The following is a 16,940-nucleotide window of genomic DNA, read 5'->3' as shown; positions in this document are numbered from 1 at the left end:
TTTTGAATTGCAGCACCCCTGCGCTCCTCACTAGACTTCATCTCACATCACCAACAGTAATTTAATTAACTGTTAGTGAATCGATAAAGCACCGAGACCAACGAGGAGACAACCCCATGCAAGAGACCACCGCCCCCGCCTGCGGCACCACCCCACCGCTGGCCTACACACTGCCGGCCCACTACTACACCTCGCAGGAAGTCTTCGAGCAGGAGAAGAAGACCATCTTCGCGCGCAGCTGGGTGTGCGTGATGCACAAGAGCCAGGTGGCCGAGAACAACCAGTACGCCACGGTGAAGGTGGCCGGCGAGAACGTGTTCGTCGTGCGCGGCCGCGACGGCGTGCTGCGCGCGTTCTACAACGTCTGCCCGCACCGCGCCCATGAGCTGTTTGCGGATGGCGCCGGCAAGGCCAAGAACGTGATCACCTGCCCCTACCACGCCTGGTCGTTCGGCCTGGACGGCAAGCTGATCCATGTGCGCAACGCCGAGAACGTGCCGGGCTTCTGCAAGGACAACGCGGGCCTGACGCCGGTGCGCGTGGAAGAGTTCTGCGGCCTGGTCTTCGTCAACCTGGACATGGACGCGAAGCCGCTGGCCGAGCAGGCCGCCGGCCTGAACGACGAGATCCGCGCGCGCTGCCCGGATGTCGACAAGCTGGTGCCGGCGCACAAGCTCACCTACGAAATGAAGGCCAACTGGAAGGTGGTGGTCGACAACTACCTGGAATGCCTGCACTGCCAGACCGCGCACCCGGCGCTGGTGGAGTCGATCAGGATGGAGACCTACAAGCACGAAGTGCGCGGCCTCTACACCAGCCAGGTGGGCCAGACGCGCTCGGGCAGCGACGCCTTCACCTATGACAGCGACGCCCCCAACACCGACTTCGCCGCGTACTGGCTGTGGCCCAACGTGACGCTGAACGTGCTCCCGGGCGATGGCAACTACGGCGTCTTCTATATGTTCCCGGTGGATGCCGACACCACCATCCAGCACTTCGAGTTCTACTTCCGCGACAGCACGCCCACGGCCGAGCAGGAGCAGCTGATCGAGTACTACAAGAACGTGCTCAAGCCCGAAGACCTGAGCATCGTCGAATCGGTGCAGCGCGGCCTGAAGTCGCGCGGCTACCGCAACGGGCAGGGCCCGCTGCTGGTCACCGATGACAAGACCTCCGCCATCGGCGAGCACGGCGTGCAGCACTTCCAGCAAATGGTGCTCGACGCCCTGGCCGCCTGAAACGAACCACCGAACCGGAACCGCAGGAATGATCCAGACCCAGCTCTATATCGACGGCCAGTGGCAGTCGCCCATCGATCAAGGCACGCGCGCCATCCTCAGCCCGGCCGACGAGTCCGTGATCGCCCAGGCCGCCGAAGCCACCCGCGCCGACGCGCGCCTGGCCATCGCCGCCGCGCGCAAGGCCTTCGACGGCCCGTGGCGCCAGACGACGATCCGTGATCGCGCCAAACTGCTGAACAAGATTGCCGAACTGATCGACCGCGACGCCGAGAAGCTCGCCCACCTGGAGTCGCTCAATACCGGCAAAACGCTGACCGAGAGCCGCACCGACATGGGCGATATCGCCGCCACGTTCCGCTACTTTGCGGGGCTGGTCGCATCCGAGTCGGGCGCTGTCAACGAAGCGCCGCACCATGTGATCAGCCGCACCCTGCGCGAGCCGGTCGGCGTGTGCGGGCTGATCACGCCGTGGAATTACCCGCTGCTGCAGGCGGCGTGGAAGATCGCGCCCGCGCTGGGCGCCGGCAATACCGTGGTGATCAAGCCCAGCAACCTGACGCCGCTGACCACGCACCACTTCACGCAACTGGTGGCCGAGCTGGACCTGCCGCCGGGCGTGTTCAACCTCGTGACCGGCGGCGCCGAAGTCGGTGCGGAACTGGCCGAAAGCCTGGACGTGGACCTGGTCTCCTTCACCGGCGGCGCCTTCGCCGGCGAAAGCATCATGAAGGCCGCCACCGGCAACTTCAAGCGCATCGGCCTGGAACTGGGCGGCAAGAACCCGAACATCGTCTTTGCCGATGCCGACCTGGACGCCGCCGTCGATTACGCGCTCAACGCCGCGTTTTTCCACGCCGGGCAGGTCTGCTCCGCAGGCTCGCGCCTGATGATCGAGGACAGCATCTATGATGCATTCATCAGCCGGCTGGCTGAGCGTCTGCCGCGCATCGTGATCGGCAACGGCTTCCACGGCGAGACCCAGATGGGCCCGGTGCAGTCGGCGCAACAGCACGAGAAGATCCTGTGCATGGTGCAGGCCGGCATCGCCGAGGGCGCGCGCCTGGTCCACGGCGGCAAGCGGCCGGCGGGGGACGTCTTCAAGCAGGGCTACTGGCTGGAACCGACGCTGCTGGCCGACGTGACGGCCGACATGAAGATTGCGAAGGAAGAGATTTTCGGGCCGGTGATCACGGCCGAGCGCTTCCGCTCCGAGGAAGAAGTGCTGCGTGCCGCCAACGACACCCCGTACGGCCTGGCCGGCGCGGTCTGGACCCGCGACCTGGACAAGGCGAATCGGATGTCGCGCGGCCTGCGCTTCGGCACGGTGTGGGTCAATGACTACCACCCGTACTTCCCGGAAGCGCCGTGGGGCGGCTACAAGGCGAGCGGCATCGGCCGCGAGCTGGCCCGCGTCGGCCTGGACGAGTACACCGAACTCAAGCACAGCTATATCAACCTGGCCCCCAAGGCGATGGGCTGGTTTGGCGCCTGAGCGCAGCTGACTTCGCAATCGCGTGCGCGGCAGGTCCGCCCCCCGGGCCGCCACGCACAGCGTCAAGCAAACAAGGAGATTGCACCATGCAGGCAATCCATGAGTACGACTACATCATCGTCGGCGCAGGCTCGGCCGGCTGCGTGCTGGCCGCGCGGCTGACCGAGGATGCCGATGTCTCGGTGCTGCTGCTGGAAGCCGGCGACCCCGACTGGCGCCTGGACTGGCGCACCCAGATGCCGGCCGCGCTGGCGTATCCGCTGCAGGGCACGACCTACAACTGGGCCTATGTGACCGAGCCCGAGCCGCATATGAACAACCGCCGCATGACGCAGGGCCGCGGCAAGGGGCTGGGCGGTTCGTCGCTGATCAACGGCATGGTCTATATCCGCGGCAACGCGATGGACTACGACGGCTGGGCAGAGAACAAGTCGCTGGAGAACTGGAGCTACGCCGACTGCCTGCCCTACTTCCGCAAGGCCGAGACCTGCGACAAGGGCGCCAACGACTACCATGGCGGCAACGGCCCGCTGCACGTGACCACCCCCAAGGCCGATATCAGCCCGCTGTTCCGCGCCTTTATCAAGGCCGGCGAGCAGGCCGGCTATGGTCAGACCGAGGACCTGAACGGCTATCGCCAGGAAGGTTTCGGCCCGATGGACCGCACCACCACCGCGCGCGGGCGCCGCTGCAGCACCTCGCTGGCCTATCTCGACCAGGCCAAGGACCGGCCCAACCTGACCGTGCATACGCGCGCGCTGGCGGACCGCATCCTATTCTCGGGCCAGCGCGCCATCGGCGTGTCCTACACGCAGGGCGACCACGCGCGTGAAGCCCGCGCGCGCCGCGAAGTGATCGTCAGCAACGGCGCGATCGCATCGCCGCAACTGCTGCTGCGCTCGGGCGTGGGCAATGCCGATGAGCTGCGCGCATTTGGCATCGAGTCGGTGGCGGACCTGAAGGGCGTGGGCGAGAACCTGCAGGACCACCTCGAGATGTATCTGCAGTACGAATGCACCAAGCCCGTGTCGCTGTACCCGGCGCTGAAGTGGTGGAACAAGCCCGCGATCGGCATCGAATGGTACCTGCGCGGCACCGGCACCGCAGCCTCCAACCACTTCGAGGCGGGCGGCTTTATCCGCAGCAGCGACGACTTTGCCTGGCCCAATCTGCAGTACCACTTCATCCCGCTGGCGATGAACTACGACGGCAGCAACCCGGTGCAGTCGCATGGCTTCCAGTGCCATGTGGGCTCGATGCGCTCGCCCAGCACCGGCTTTGTCAAGCTGGCCAGCCGCGACCCGCGCGTGAAGCCGCGGCTGCTGTTCAACTACATGGCGCATGACGTCGACTGGCGCGAGTTCCGCGCCGCGGTTCGCCTGACGCGCGAGATCATCGGCCAGCAGGCGCTGGACCAGTTCCGCGGCCGCGAGATCAAGCCCGGCATGATGGTGCAGAGCGATGCCGAGATCGACGCCTTCGTGCGCGAGCATGCCGAGACCGCGCTGCATCCGTCCTGCACCTGCAAGATGGGCGATGCCTCGGACCCGATGGCAGTGGTCGACAACCAGGGCCGCGTGCACGGGCTGTCGGGCCTGCGCGTGGTCGATGCCTCGATCATGCCGAAGATCATCACCGGCAACCTGAACGCGCCCACCATCATGATGGCCGAGAAGCTGGCCGACGTGATCCGCGGCCGCGCACCGCTGCAACGCTCGACGGCGCCTTACTACAAGGCCGCCACCGCGCGCGGCGGGTCGCAGGCAGACGCGGTGCGGCAGCCGCCAGCCAGCGCGCGAATGCCGATGCCGATGCCGATGCCCGCCTGACCAGGCGGCGCGGCGCGCGGGCTTCCCGCCAGAACCCCTGACCGACGCATGTGCTGCCGGGACTTCGGTCCCCGGCGGGCAGCGTGCGTCCGGTCGGCGCGCCGCGCACCCACACCACGAAGCCGGCTACCCAGAACAAACCCAGACCGGCTGCAAGGAGGAGACTTCCATGCTGCGCAAATGCTTTGCTTCAAGACGGGCCCTGCAAGGCGCCCTGCCCCTGCTGCTGTGCCAGGCGCTGACCGCGCAGGCGCAGACGAGTGCCGGGGCCGAAACCACGCTGGCCGTAGCGCCGGTGCCGCAGGTCACGGCTACCGTGCCGCCGGCCGAGGCCGCATCGCCCGCACCGCTGAGCGCCAACCTGGCGCTCACATCGCAATACGTATCGCGCGGCTTCCGCCAGACCTGGGGCAAGCCTGCGGTGCAGGGCGGCATCGACTACGCCCACCCGAGCGGCTTCTCCGCGGGTACGTGGATGTCGAGCATCAGCGACAAGTTCATCGAGGGCGGCACCGTCGAATGGGATCTGTATGCCGGCTACACCGGCACCGCCGGCGATTTCACCTATGCCGGGCAGGTCTACTACTACCTGTACCCGGGCGCGAAGCTGCAGTACGCGCAGACCAGGTACAACTACGGCGAGGCCGTCGCGTCGCTGACGTACAAGTGGTTCAACGTCAAGTACTGGCTGACCTATACGCCCGACTACTTCGGCTACAACAGCGCTTCGCTGCTCGCCGGCAACGACCTGCACAGCCGCGGCTCGGGCTACCTGGATATCAACGGCACCTTCGACCTGGGTCACGGCGTCTCGCTGCTGCTGCACTACGGCCAGGAGCGCGTGCGCAATTTTGCCGCCTACAGCTTCCGCGACGTGCGCGTGGCGCTGTCCAGGGCCTTCGAGGGCGGCTGGACCGTGACCGGCGCCTACACCCGCGGCTGGGGGCGCACCGACGTCTACGACAAATACACCACCGGGGCGCTGGATTCGTCCGGCAACCCGTCCGTTTCCAACCCGCTGAAAAGCACGTTCCTGGTTTCGCTGACCAAGACGTTCTGACGGCAATCTTCAACCGCTGTTTTACCGCTTCCTACCACCATGGCCTCCCTGGGTCTTACCGACGCGACCGGACTTGTCGGCGTTGCCGCCTACGTTGCCGCGCATTTTGCCGTGCAGGTCCTGCACAAATCCCCGACCGGCAGGCTGGCCGTCGTCCTCAACGTGATCGGGCCGAGCTGCATCCTGGTCTCGCTGACCGGCGCCTTCAACCTGGCCTCGTTCCTGACCCAGTGCTTCTGGCTGGGGCTGACGCTGGTGGGCTGGTGGCGCAACCGGCGGGCCGGGCATGCGGTGGTGGAAACGCTGGGCGGGCCGCGCCCGGGACAGCCTGCGCAGCAGTAACGAAGAGGCGGCCGGGACGCTTTGCAACGCGATACAAAGCTTCCGTTGCCTTGGCTCCCAGCCGCTTCTATACTTACCTCGAAACACCATTGGTAACGTAATTAACTAATGGTGAATCGACAAGATACCGGAAAGCCTGAAACCCCGTAACGGGCCGCATGGCAACCCGGGATGACAACAGGAGACAAGGATGAGAAACGCCCCCAGAATCCCCGCCAGACATTCCCGACCGTCATAACCCCGGCAGGCAGTACCGCAACGTACCCACCCAGACCGCAGACGGCAGACCGTGACGGAGCGCAGCTCCAGATAAACGGCAACCCGGGAAGCAAGGAGACATCGTGTATTCACAGAAAGACGTGCTGTCGATCGGCGCGCAGGCGCCGCTCGCCCCCGCCCAACCACAGCAGCAAACCCAATCGCATGAACTGCAGCGCACCCTGACCTGGAAAGATGCCTTCTGGGTCACCAGCGGCGTGCCCGCGGGCGTGCTCTTCACCATCGGCGGCGTGTCCGCCACCATCGGCAACCCGGCCTGGGTGATCTGGATCCTCGCCATCCTGGTCGGCTTTGCGCAGTGCTTCGTCTATGCGGAGATCTCGGGCCTGTATCCGCACAAGTCCGGCGGCGCCTCGGTGTACGGCGCGCTCGGCTGGGTGCGCTACAGCAAGTTCGTCGCACCGGTCTCGGTGTGGTGCAACTGGGTAGCCTGGTCGCCGATGCTGGCGCTGGGCACCAGCCTCGCCGCCGGCTACATGCTGAGCGCGCTGTTCCCGCCCGACTCGGTCATCAACACCTGGCAGCTGACGCTGGTGGACCTGGGCGTTGTCAGCAAGGGCCTGACGCTGCGGGTGAACTCCACCTTCATCCTGGCCACCGCCTTCCTGCTGATCACCTTCAAGCTGCAGCACAGCGGCGCCTCGGCCGCGGCCACCACGCAGCGCATCCTGGGCATTGCCTCGCTGACGCCGCTGGTGCTGATTGCGCTGGTGCCGATGTTCACCGGCGACATGCCGTCCACCAGCTTCCTGCCGCTGCTGCCGCTGACCCATGACGCGGCCGGCGCCCCGGTACTGGGCGACTGGAACGCCGCCGGCATCAGCACCGCCATGGGCGCGATGTTCCTGGCCTGCTGGTCGACCTTCGGCTTCGAGACCGCGGTCTGCTACACGCGCGAGTTCAAGGATCCGCAGAAGGACACCTTCAAGGCGATCTTCTGGTCCGGCGTGCTGTGCCTGTTCATGTTCATCGCGGTGCCGATCGCCTTCCAGGGCTCACTGGGCCTGTCGGGCATGCTGGAACCGGCCATCGTCGACGGCTCCGGCGTGGGCGCGGCCATGGCCAGGTTCGTAGGCGGCGGCGCGGTGGTGTTCAACGTGATCGTGGTGATGCTGGTGCTGGCGATCCTGCTGATCGTGATGACCTCGATGATGGGTTCGTCGCGCACGCTGTACCAGGCCTCGCTCGACGGCTGGCTGCCGCGCTACCTCTCGCACGTGAACGAGCACGGCTCGCCCACGCGCGCCATGTGGACGGACCTGGTGTTCAACCTGTTCCTGCTGCTGATGTCGAACTACATGGCAGTGCTGTCGATCAGCAATGTCTGCTACATGATCTTCGTGTTCCTGAACCTGCAGTCGGGCTGGATCCACCGCATGGACCGCCCGGACTGGGCCCGGCCCTACAAGTGCAAGAACTGGCTGCTGGCACTGGGTGCGTTCTTCGGCTTCTTCGACCTGGCCTTCGTCGGCGCCGGCGCCAACTTCCAGGGCGAGCACACACTGCGCAACGGCCTGATCGCCGCGCTGCTGATCGTGCCGGTATTCGTCTACCGCCACTACATCCAGGACAAGGGCCGCTTCCCCGAGTCGATGCGCCGCGACATGGAGCTGCCCAATGCGCGCGCTGGCGTGCTGCCCTACGTGGCGCTGGTCGTCGGCGGGCTGGTGGTGTGGATTGCCGCCAGGCTGACGGTGATCACCTGACGGCCTTCGGCAGGCCGGCCCGGTGCCGGCCTGCCCCCCCTTCCCGATTTCCCTGCTTTCCCTGAATTCCGAGGTACCGCCATGACTGACACGCTCCGCGTGCGCGTCGGCCGCGTCGAGCCGCTGGCCGCCGGCATCAAGCGCTTCACCCTGCAACCCTGCGACGGCGGCGCGCTGCCCGCCTTCGACAGCGGCAGCCACGTGGTCGTCCATATGGACGGCGGGCGGCTGCGCAACGCTTATTCGCTGACCAGCACGCTGGGCGAACCCGGCCACTACCAGATCGCGGTGCGGCTGGAAGAGGCTTCGCGCGGCGGCTCGCGCTATATGCACGAGCAGGTCAGCGAAGGCGACGAACTGCATATCGGCGCGCCCGGCAACCTGTTCAGCCTGGACCACGGCGCCGGCCGCCACCTGCTGATCGCCGGCGGCATCGGCATCACGCCTTTCATGACGCATATCCAGGCGCTGGCCGCGCGCGGCGCGGCGTTCGAACTGCACTACTGCTTCCGCAACGCCCAGTCCGCCGCCTTCCTGGACGTGCTGCCCGCCACGCTGCAGCCCGGCCAGCTTCACCTGTACGAGAGCGACAGCGGCACCATGCTCGACCTCGCCGCGCTGATCGCCGCGCAGCCTGCCGATACGCACGTCTATGTCTGCGGCCCGGCGCCGCTGAACGACGCCGTGGTCAGCGCCGCGCGCGCCGCGGGCTGGGACGCGGGGCGCATCCACTTCGAGCAGTTCCGCAACGAGGTCGACGCCACCGGCGGCGCCTTCGAGGCCGTGCTGCAGAAGAGCGGGCTGACACTGCAGGTCGGCGCCGACGAACCGCTGCTGCGCGCCATCGAGAAGGCGGGTATCAAGGTGGACTGCATGTGCCGCGAAGGCATCTGCGGCTCCTGCGAGACCGCCATCGTCGAAGGGCAGGCCGATCACCGCGACCAGTACCTGTCGGATGCCGAAAAGGCCGCGCAGAAGACGATGATGCTGTGCGTGTCGCGCTGCAAGGGCCAGCGGCTGGTGCTGGATCTCTGATCCATACCGTGGTAATTAGCAACCTTCTGGTTGCATTTACCCGTCCGGTTTCCTAACATGCCACCATGAAGTTGCCTATTCATGCCTGAACAAGGAGACCGGACATGGCTTCATCCACCGACCGCATCGAGCGCAGCATCCTGCTGGCCGCCCCCATCGAACGCGTCTGGCATGCGCTGGCCGACGCCGACACCTTCGGCAGCTGGTTTGGCGTGAAATTCAACGGCGTGGCCTTCGCGCCCGGCCAGCGGGCCGTGGGCAGCATCACCTATCCCGGCTATGAATACCTGAAGTTCGATGTCGAGGTCGAACGCATGGAGCCGCCCCGGCTGCTGTCCTGGCGCTGGCATCCGGCGCCAATGGAGCGCGGCCGCGACTATTCGGCCGAACCGCCCACGCTGGTGGTGTTCGAGCTGAAGGAAGCCGAAGGCGGCACGCTGCTGACCGTGGTCGAATCCGGCTTCGACCAGATCCCGCCCGAACGCCGCATGGAGGCCTTCCGCATGAACAGCGGCGGCTGGGACGGGCAGATGGAAAACATCCGGAAGCATGTCAGCGGCGCAGCCTGAAACCTCCCCCGCGCTGGAACTGCGCGATGCGGCGACCGTCTTCGCCGCGCTTGGCGACGAAACCCGGCTGCGGCTGGTGGCAGCGCTGTGCGCGGGCGGCGCGATGTCGATCGCGCAGCTGACCGCGGGCAGCGCCATGACGCGCCAGGCGGTCACCAAGCACCTGCAGGTGCTGGCGCAGGCCGGGCTGGTGCGCGACAGCCGCGCCGGCCGCGAGCGCCTGTGGCAGTTCGAGCCCGGCCAGGTCGAAGCCGCGCGCCGGTCGCTGGAAGCGATCGGGCGGCAATGGGATTTCGCGCTGGCGAAGCTGAAGCTGGCGGTGGAAGCCGAGCATTGACCGCCCCCCGCACGCCAGCGGTTTGCTCCCCTCTCGCAAGCAATGGACACCCTTTCACTCGCCGCTATACTGGGAGCCCCGCCCATCACAGCGAGAGGAAGCGCGCAGTGGCTGACCACGACCTGTCCAGGCTGAAAATCGACCGCGGCGCCGCCGCGGCCGGCGCCAGCATCCGCCCCCGGCGCAGGTGGCTGCGCTACGCAGTGATCGCGCTGGTCGTGCTGGCCCTGGCCGGCATCGCCATGAAGCTGGCCGGGCCGCGGGCGGTGCAGACCGTCACCGTCACCTCCGCCTATCCCACGCAGAATTTCACCGTGCTCAATGCCACCGGCTATGTCGTGCCACAGCGCAAGGCGGCGGTCGCGTCCAAGGCGCAGGGCCGGCTGGAATGGCTGGGCGTGCTGGAGGGCTCGCACGTGAAGAAGGACGAGATCATCGCGCGGCTGGAGAGCAAGGACGTCGCCGCCTCGTTCGCGCAGGCGCAGGCACAGGTCCAGGTGGCGCAGGCCAACCTGGCACTGCAGCAGGCCGAACTGAAGGACGCCGAGGTGAACCTGCGCCGCTCGAAGATCCTGATCGTGCCGAACGCCATCTCTCGCACCCAGTACGACGCCGACGTGGCGCGCTTTGACAAGGCGCGGGCCTCGGTCAACAGTTCGCGCGCGGCGATCGCCTCGGCGCAGGCCAATGCCCGCGCGGCCGAGGTCGCGGTGGAGCAGACCGTGGTGCGCGCGCCCTTCGATGGCGTGGTGCTGGTCAAGCACGCCAACGTGGGCGACAACATCACCCCCTTCTCGGCCGCCGCCGACACCAAGGGCGCGATCGTGACCATCGCCGACATGGAGACGCTGGAGGTGGAAGCCGATGTCGCCGAATCCAATATCGGCAAGATCCGCGCCGCCCAGCCGTGCGAGCTGCTGCTGGATGCGCTGCCGGGATTGCGGCTGGCGGGGCAGGTGTCGCGCATCGTGCCGACGGTGGACCGCTCCAAGGCCACCGTGCTGGTCAAGGTGCGCTTTGTCGACCGCGATGCGCGCGTGCTGCCGGACATGAGCGCCAAGATCGCCTTCCTGTCGCGCGCCGCCTCGGCGCAGGACCGCCAGCCGGTGGTGGCGGTGCAGCCCGCCGCCGTGGTCACGCGCCAGCGCCGGGAGCTGGCCTATGTGGTGAAGGACGGCCGTGCGCATGAGGTGCAGGTCAAGACCGGCGACAAGCTGGGCGAACTGGTGGCCGTGCAGGGCGTCAAGCCCGGCGACGTGCTGGTGCTGTCGCCGGGCGACAATCTCGGCGACGGCGACCGCATCACCGTGACCAAGCCGTAGAGAGGACCGCATGAGCGCAGCACCCCTGGTGCAGATCAGCCACGTCGCCAAATCCTACCGGCGCGGCGTGCAGACCGTGCCGGTGCTGACCGATATCTCGCTCGATATCGGCGAAGGCGAATTTGTTGCGCTGATGGGGCCGTCCGGCTCGGGCAAGAGCACGCTGCTGAACCTGATCGCCGGCATCGACCGGCCCGACAGCGGCACGCTGCACGTGGCGGGGCTGGACATCACGCGGCTGCCGGAAACCGAGCTGGCCGACTGGCGCGCCGCCAACGTCGGCTTTATCTTCCAGTTCTACAACCTGATGCCGGTGCTGACCGCGTTCGAGAACGTGGAGCTGCCGCTGATGCTGACCAGCCTGCCGCGTGCGGAGCGGCGCGCACGCGTGGAACTGGTGCTGGACATGGTCAACCTGGCCGACCGCATGAGCCACTACCCGTCGGAGCTGTCGGGCGGCCAGCAGCAGCGCGTGGCCATTGCGCGCGCGCTGATCACCGACCCCACGCTGATCGTCGCCGACGAGCCCACCGGCGACCTCGACCGCACCTCCGCCGCCGAGATCCTGGCGATGATGCAGCGGCTCAATGCCGATGCCGGCAAGACCATCATCATGGTCACGCACGATGCGCACGCCGCGGCCGCGGCCGGGTCGCTGGTGCACCTGGAGAAGGGAGAGTTGATCCGTGGCGAGGTTGCCTAGGCCGTCATGTACGCACTCAAGCTGATCACCCGCAACGCGCTGCGGCACAAGCTGCGCACCACGCTGACGGTGTTCGGGCTGGTGATCGCGGTACTGGCGTTCGGGCTGCTGCAGACGGTGATCGACGCCTGGTATGCGGGCGCCTCGGCGGCGTCCAGCGCGCGGCTGGTCACGCGCAATGCGATCTCGCTGGTGTTTCCGCTGCCGCTGAGCTATGAAAGCCGCATCAAGGGCGTCGACGGCGTGGCCTCGGTGGCGCGCTCCAACTGGTTCGGCGGCGTCTATCGTGATCCCAAGAACTTCTTCGCGCAGTTCGCGGTGTCCGACAACTACCTCGACCTCTACCCGGAATTCATCGTGCCCGACCAGCAGCGCGCCGACTACCAGCGCGACCGCAAGGGCGCGCTGGTCGGGCGCCAGCTGGCCGACCAGTTCGGCTTCAAGCTCGGCGACGTGGTCCCGATCAAGGGCACCATCTATCCCGGCACCTGGGAGTTCGTGGTGCGCGGCATCATGGAGGGGCGCGACGAGAGTACCATCACGCGCCAGATGGTGTTCCACTGGGAATACCTGAATGAGACCGTGCGCAAGCGCACCCCGCGCCAGGCCGACCAGGTCGGCGTCTTTGTGCTGGGCGTTGACAACCCCGACAACACCGCCGCGATCTCGCGCAATGTCGATGCGGTGTTCCGCAATTCGCTGGCAGAAACGCTGACCGAGACCGAGCAGGCCTTCCAGCTGGGCTTTGTCGCCATGTCCAACCAGATCATCGCGGCGATCCGCGTAGTGTCCTACGTGGTGATCGTGATCATCATGGCGGTGATGGCCAACGCCATGGCGATGAGCGCACGCGAGCGCACCGTGGAATACGCCACGCTCAAGGCGCTGGGCTTCGGCCCCGGCTTCCTGGCGCTGCTGGTGTTCGGCGAGTCGCTGGCGATCTGCGTGGCCGGCGGCGCGCTCGGCATGCTGGCGACGCCGCCGGTGGCGAGCGCCTTCAAGCAGGCGGTGGGCGGCGTGTTCCCGGTCTTCACCGTGTCGCCCCAGACCATGCAGCTGCAGGCGGCCTGCGCGCTGGCGGTGGGCGTCTTTGCCGGCATCGTGCCGGCGGTGCAGGCTGCGCGCGTGCGCATCGTCGAGGGCCTGCGGGCCATCGGCTAGCGCACGGAGGCTGACGTGGCGATCCCGCTGACCTATATCGCGCGCAACCTGTGGGCCAGGCGCCTGACCACCGCCCTGACCGCGGGCGGGCTGGCGCTGGTGGTCTTTGTCTTTGCCACCATGCTGATGCTGGACGCCGGCCTGAAGAAAACCCTGGTCACCACCGGCGAGCAGAACAACGTGGTGCTGATCCGCAAGGGCGCCGAGACCGAGATCCAGAGCGCGGTCGCCCGCGACCAGGCCAGCATCATGGAGATGCACCCGGCCGTGGCCATGAGCGGCGCGGGCCGGCCGCTGGCCTCGCGCGAGGCGGTGGTGCTGATCTCGCTCACCAAGACCAGCACCGGGCAGCCGTCCAACGTGGTGATCCGCGGCATCTCGCCGCCGGGCATGGAGCTGCGCCCGCAGGTGCGGCTGGTGGCCGGGCGCATGTTCCGGCCGGGCTCGTCCGAGATCATCGTCGGCAGCAGCATCGCCGGCGGCTTTGCCGGGGTGCAGATCGGCGAGCACCTGCGCTTTGCCCAGCGCGACTGGACCGTGGTCGGCCACTTCGACGCCGGCGGCAGCGGCTTCGACTCCGAGATCTGGGGCGACGTGGACCAGCTGATGCAGTCGTTCCGGCGCAATGCGTATTCGTCGATGGTGGTGCGGCTGGCGGATACGGCGCTGTTCGACCGCTTTCGCGCCGATATCGACGTCGACCCGCGGCTGGCGGACGAGGCCAAGCGCGAGCAGACTTTCTACAGCGACCAGTCCAAGGCGCTGTCCAGCTTTATCAATATCCTGGGCTTCACGCTGTCCACCATCTTCTCGGTCGCGGCGATGATCGGCGCCATGATCACCATGTACGCCTCGGTGGCCAACCGCGTGGCGGAGATCGGCACGCTGCGCGCGCTGGGTTTCAAGCGCGTCAACGTGCTGGCCGCCTTCCTGATCGAAGCCGCGCTGCTGGGGCTGGTGGGCGGTATCGCGGGGCTGGCATGCGCCGCGCTGATGCAGTTCGCCTCGTTCTCGACCACCAACTTCCAGACCTTCGCGGATCTCTCGTTCCGCTTCATCCTGACCCCGGCCATCGCGCTGCAGACGCTGGCGTTCTCGATGGTGATGGGGCTGGCCGGCGGCTTCCTGCCGGCGGTGCGGGCGGCGCGGATGAATATCGTGGACGCGTTGCGGGCACGCTGAGCCGGCGCCCGGGGCGGCCGCCGTCCCATCCTTTCCTTGCCTTATTCCACCCGCGCGTCTACAACGCGTAGTGATGCATGCTCCCCGTCAGGCACTGCCGGCGGCCAGTGCACCCCCGGCACGGCCAGCGGCGCCCGATGGCGTTACCCCGCAACCCTAAGGACCCTAGCAAAAATAACTTGAACAGTTGTCCTCGCGTCTATACGATGCGCACATGGATATCAGCGAGGCAGTCGAAGCGAAGTTTCGGGCCCTGCAGGCGCGCCTTGATGAGGCGACGTTGCGCCTATGGGCCGCCGCCGAAGCGCGCAGCCTGGGGCGTGGGGGCGTGAGTCTGGTGGCCAAAGCGATAGGCATCTCGCGCACCACGATCTATGCGGGACTGGCCGAACTCGAAGCGGCCGGTGGAGCGACGCGGGACATGACGGCCAAGCGCATTCGTGCCCCGGGAGGCGGGCGCAAGAGGCTAACTGAGCTCGATGCGAGGTTGTTGGAGCACCTGGATGCACTGGTGGAGCCGACCAGCCGGGGTGACCCGATGTCAGCACTACGATGGACGTGCAAGAGCACCACCCGTCTGGCCGAAGAGCTCAACCGGCTGGGGCATCGCGTGAGTCAGCGCACGATCTGCGATCTGCTGACGCAGACGGGCTACAGCTTGCAATCGGTGCGCAAGACACGCGAAGGCGCGCAGCACCCCGACCGCGACGCGCAGTTCCACTACATCGCCGACAAGGTGGCGCAGTATCAGCGCCAGCGTCAGCCGGTCATCTCGGTGGACACGAAAAAGAAGGAGCTGATCGGCGATTTCAAGAACGCTGGCCGCGAATGGCAGCCCAAGGGCCAACCCGAGCAGGCGCGTGTGCACGATTTCATCGACGATGAACTGGGCAAGGTTGCCCCGTATGGCGTCTATGATGTGACGGCCAACGAGGGCTGGGTCAGCGTGGGCATCAACCACGACACCGCCGAGTTCGCGGTTCAAAGCATCCGTCGCTGGTGGCTGGAGATGGGCCGTCCGTTGTATCCGAAAGCCAGGCGACTGCTGGTCACCGCCGACTGCGGTGGCAGCAACGGGTATCGTGTGCGGCTGTGGCGGGTGCAGTTGCAGCGACTGGCCGACGAACTCGGTTTCGCTGTGCAGGTGTGCCACTTTCCGCCGGGTACGAGCAAGTGGAACAAGATCGAGCATCGCCTGTTCTGCCATATCACGAACAACTGGCGCGGCCGACCGCTGTTGACGCGTCAGGTGGTAGTGAACCTCATCGGCAGCGTGAGTACCGCTGAAGGGCTGAAAGTGCGTGCGGAACTGGACGAGAACATGTACGACGCAGGTATCAAGGTCAGCGACGCCGAACTCGCTGCCGTGGCCATTGAGCGCGACGAATTTCATGGCGAGTGGAACTACCGCATCAAACCTCGAACATCTCGTCGCAAGACGTAATTGTTCAAGTTATTTTTGCTAGGATCCTAACCGCCAGGACGCCCCCGATGAACCTCGACCTGCTGGGCTCATTGCTGACCGCAGTGGTGGTGCTCCTGATCGGTACGCTGGTCAACCGCAACGTCGGCGTGCTGTCGCGCTACAACATTCCCGATCCCGTCACCGGCGGCCTGCTGTTCGCGATCATCGCGTCGACAGCGGTGGCGGCATTGAACTTCCGCGTGGTGATCGATCCCGGCATGAAGCCGGTGCTGCTGCTGATGTTCTTCGGCGGCGTCGGGCTCTGCGCCGACCTGCGCATGCTCAAGCGCGGCGGCAAGGCGCTGGTGATCTTCCTGGTCATCCTGCTGCCCTATATCGTGGTGCAGAACGTGGTAGGCGTGGCCATGGCCCGGACGCTTGACCTGCATCCCATCTTCGGGCTGGTGAGCGGATCGATCACGCTGGTGGGCGGCCACGGCACCGGCGCTGCCTATGCCGAGCGCTTTGCCGAGGTCAACAACCTGCAGGCGGTGATGGACCTGTCGATGACGGTGGCCACCATCGGCCTGATCGTGGGCGGCATCATCGGCGGGCCGGTGGCGCAGTACCTGATCTCGCGCTACAAGCTGGGCTCGACCGCGCGCGAGGCCGGCGACACCGAGGAAGAAGCCGCCGCCATCTCGCCCATCACCACCGTCGGTGCGCTGGCGGCGCTGGCCGGCATGCTGGCCGCGGTGATCGGCGGGCGCTGGATCGCCGCGCAGATGCCCGCTGGGCCCATCACCATTCCCGGCTTCCTGTGGTGCATGATGCTCGGCATCGCCATCCGCAACCTGCTGCCCTTTATCGGGCTGCGCTTTGACGACCGCGCCACCGACCTGATCACCAATGTCTGCCTGTCGCTGTTCCTGGTAATGACCATGATGGCGCTGGACCTGGCGGAGGTGGCGCTGTCCGCCGGCCCCTTCCTGCTGATCATCGCCATGCAGGTGGTCTTCATCATCCTCTATGTGGTGCTGGTGTGCTTCCGCTTCATGGGGGCCGACTACGAGGCCGCGGTCACCTCGGCCGCCTTCATCGGCTTCAACATGGGATCGACCGCCACCGCCATGGCCAATATGCGCGCCATCACGTCCCGCTACGGACGGGCACCCACCAGCTACCTGATCACGCCGCTGGCCGGCGCGTTCTTCGTCGACCTGATGAACGCCTTCGTGCTGACCATGCTGCTGGCGTTGCCGCTGATCGGAGGCTGA

15 protein-coding genes are annotated in these 16,940 nt (G+C 66.7%); all 15 read left to right on the top strand.

Annotated elements, in window-relative coordinates:
- The first annotated feature begins 116 nt into the window (after positions 1–116).
- Positions 117–1,238, top strand: coding sequence for a ring-hydroxylating oxygenase subunit alpha (locus RS901_RS23550; protein ID WP_316156466.1), 1,122 nt, complete (start codon positions 117–119; stop codon positions 1,236–1,238).
- Positions 1,239–1,266: 28 nt separating this feature from the next.
- Entirely contained in the window at positions 1,267–2,733 is a 1,467-nt protein-coding gene (locus RS901_RS23545; protein ID WP_316156464.1) for an aldehyde dehydrogenase family protein, read from the top strand.
- Positions 2,734–2,819: 86 nt separating this feature from the next.
- Positions 2,820–4,562, top strand: a complete 1,743-nt coding sequence (gene betA, locus RS901_RS23540) for a choline dehydrogenase (RefSeq protein ID WP_316156462.1) — start codon at positions 2,820–2,822, stop codon at positions 4,560–4,562.
- Between the two features lie 169 nt (positions 4,563–4,731).
- A complete protein-coding gene (locus RS901_RS23535; RefSeq protein WP_316156460.1) occupies positions 4,732–5,622 on the top strand; it encodes a TorF family putative porin in 891 nt (296 codons plus the stop codon).
- Positions 5,623–5,661: 39 nt separating this feature from the next.
- The gene (locus RS901_RS23530) at positions 5,662–5,964 is read left to right on the top strand and encodes a CBU_0592 family membrane protein (protein ID WP_013953723.1); all 303 of its coding nucleotides are present in this window, start codon (positions 5,662–5,664) and stop codon (positions 5,962–5,964) included.
- A 362-nt stretch (positions 5,965–6,326) separates the two neighbouring features.
- Positions 6,327–7,949 carry an APC family permease gene (locus tag RS901_RS23525; protein ID WP_410054234.1) on the top strand — a complete coding sequence of 541 codons (1,623 nt, stop codon included), beginning with the start codon at positions 6,327–6,329 and terminating at the stop codon, positions 7,947–7,949.
- An 81-nt stretch (positions 7,950–8,030) separates the two neighbouring features.
- Positions 8,031–8,984, top strand: coding sequence for a PDR/VanB family oxidoreductase (locus tag RS901_RS23520; protein WP_316156458.1), 954 nt, complete (start codon positions 8,031–8,033; stop codon positions 8,982–8,984).
- A gap of 104 nt (positions 8,985–9,088) precedes the next feature.
- The gene (locus RS901_RS23515) at positions 9,089–9,553 is read left to right on the top strand and encodes an SRPBCC family protein (protein ID WP_316156456.1); all 465 of its coding nucleotides are present in this window, start codon (positions 9,089–9,091) and stop codon (positions 9,551–9,553) included.
- Positions 9,534–9,890, top strand: a complete 357-nt coding sequence (locus tag RS901_RS23510) for an ArsR/SmtB family transcription factor (protein ID WP_316156454.1) — start codon at positions 9,534–9,536, stop codon at positions 9,888–9,890. The genes RS901_RS23515 and RS901_RS23510 overlap by 20 nt, the downstream gene beginning before the upstream one ends.
- Before the next feature lie 107 nt (positions 9,891–9,997).
- Complete coding sequence (locus RS901_RS23505) at positions 9,998–11,212, top strand: efflux RND transporter periplasmic adaptor subunit (protein WP_316156452.1); 1,215 nt, start codon at positions 9,998–10,000, stop codon at positions 11,210–11,212.
- A gap of 10 nt (positions 11,213–11,222) precedes the next feature.
- On the top strand, positions 11,223–11,915 hold the full coding sequence (locus RS901_RS23500) for an ABC transporter ATP-binding protein (protein WP_316156450.1): 693 nt from the start codon (positions 11,223–11,225) through the stop codon (positions 11,913–11,915).
- Between the two features lie 6 nt (positions 11,916–11,921).
- Positions 11,922–13,076 carry an ABC transporter permease gene (locus RS901_RS23495; protein ID WP_316156449.1) on the top strand — a complete coding sequence of 385 codons (1,155 nt, stop codon included), beginning with the start codon at positions 11,922–11,924 and terminating at the stop codon, positions 13,074–13,076.
- Between the two features lie 15 nt (positions 13,077–13,091).
- Complete coding sequence (locus RS901_RS23490) at positions 13,092–14,258, top strand: ABC transporter permease (protein ID WP_316156446.1); 1,167 nt, start codon at positions 13,092–13,094, stop codon at positions 14,256–14,258.
- A gap of 214 nt (positions 14,259–14,472) precedes the next feature.
- Entirely contained in the window at positions 14,473–15,702 is a 1,230-nt protein-coding gene (locus RS901_RS23485) for an ISAzo13 family transposase (RefSeq protein WP_316149395.1), read from the top strand.
- Between the two features lie 47 nt (positions 15,703–15,749).
- Complete coding sequence (gene gltS / locus RS901_RS23480; RefSeq protein WP_316156444.1) at positions 15,750–16,940, top strand: sodium/glutamate symporter; 1,191 nt, start codon at positions 15,750–15,752, stop codon at positions 16,938–16,940.

This window comes from Cupriavidus sp. BIC8F (assembly GCF_032465815.1).
Classification (GTDB): Bacteria; Pseudomonadota; Gammaproteobacteria; order Burkholderiales; family Burkholderiaceae; genus Cupriavidus; species Cupriavidus necator.
This window is presented reverse-complemented; position numbering and strand designations above follow the sequence as displayed.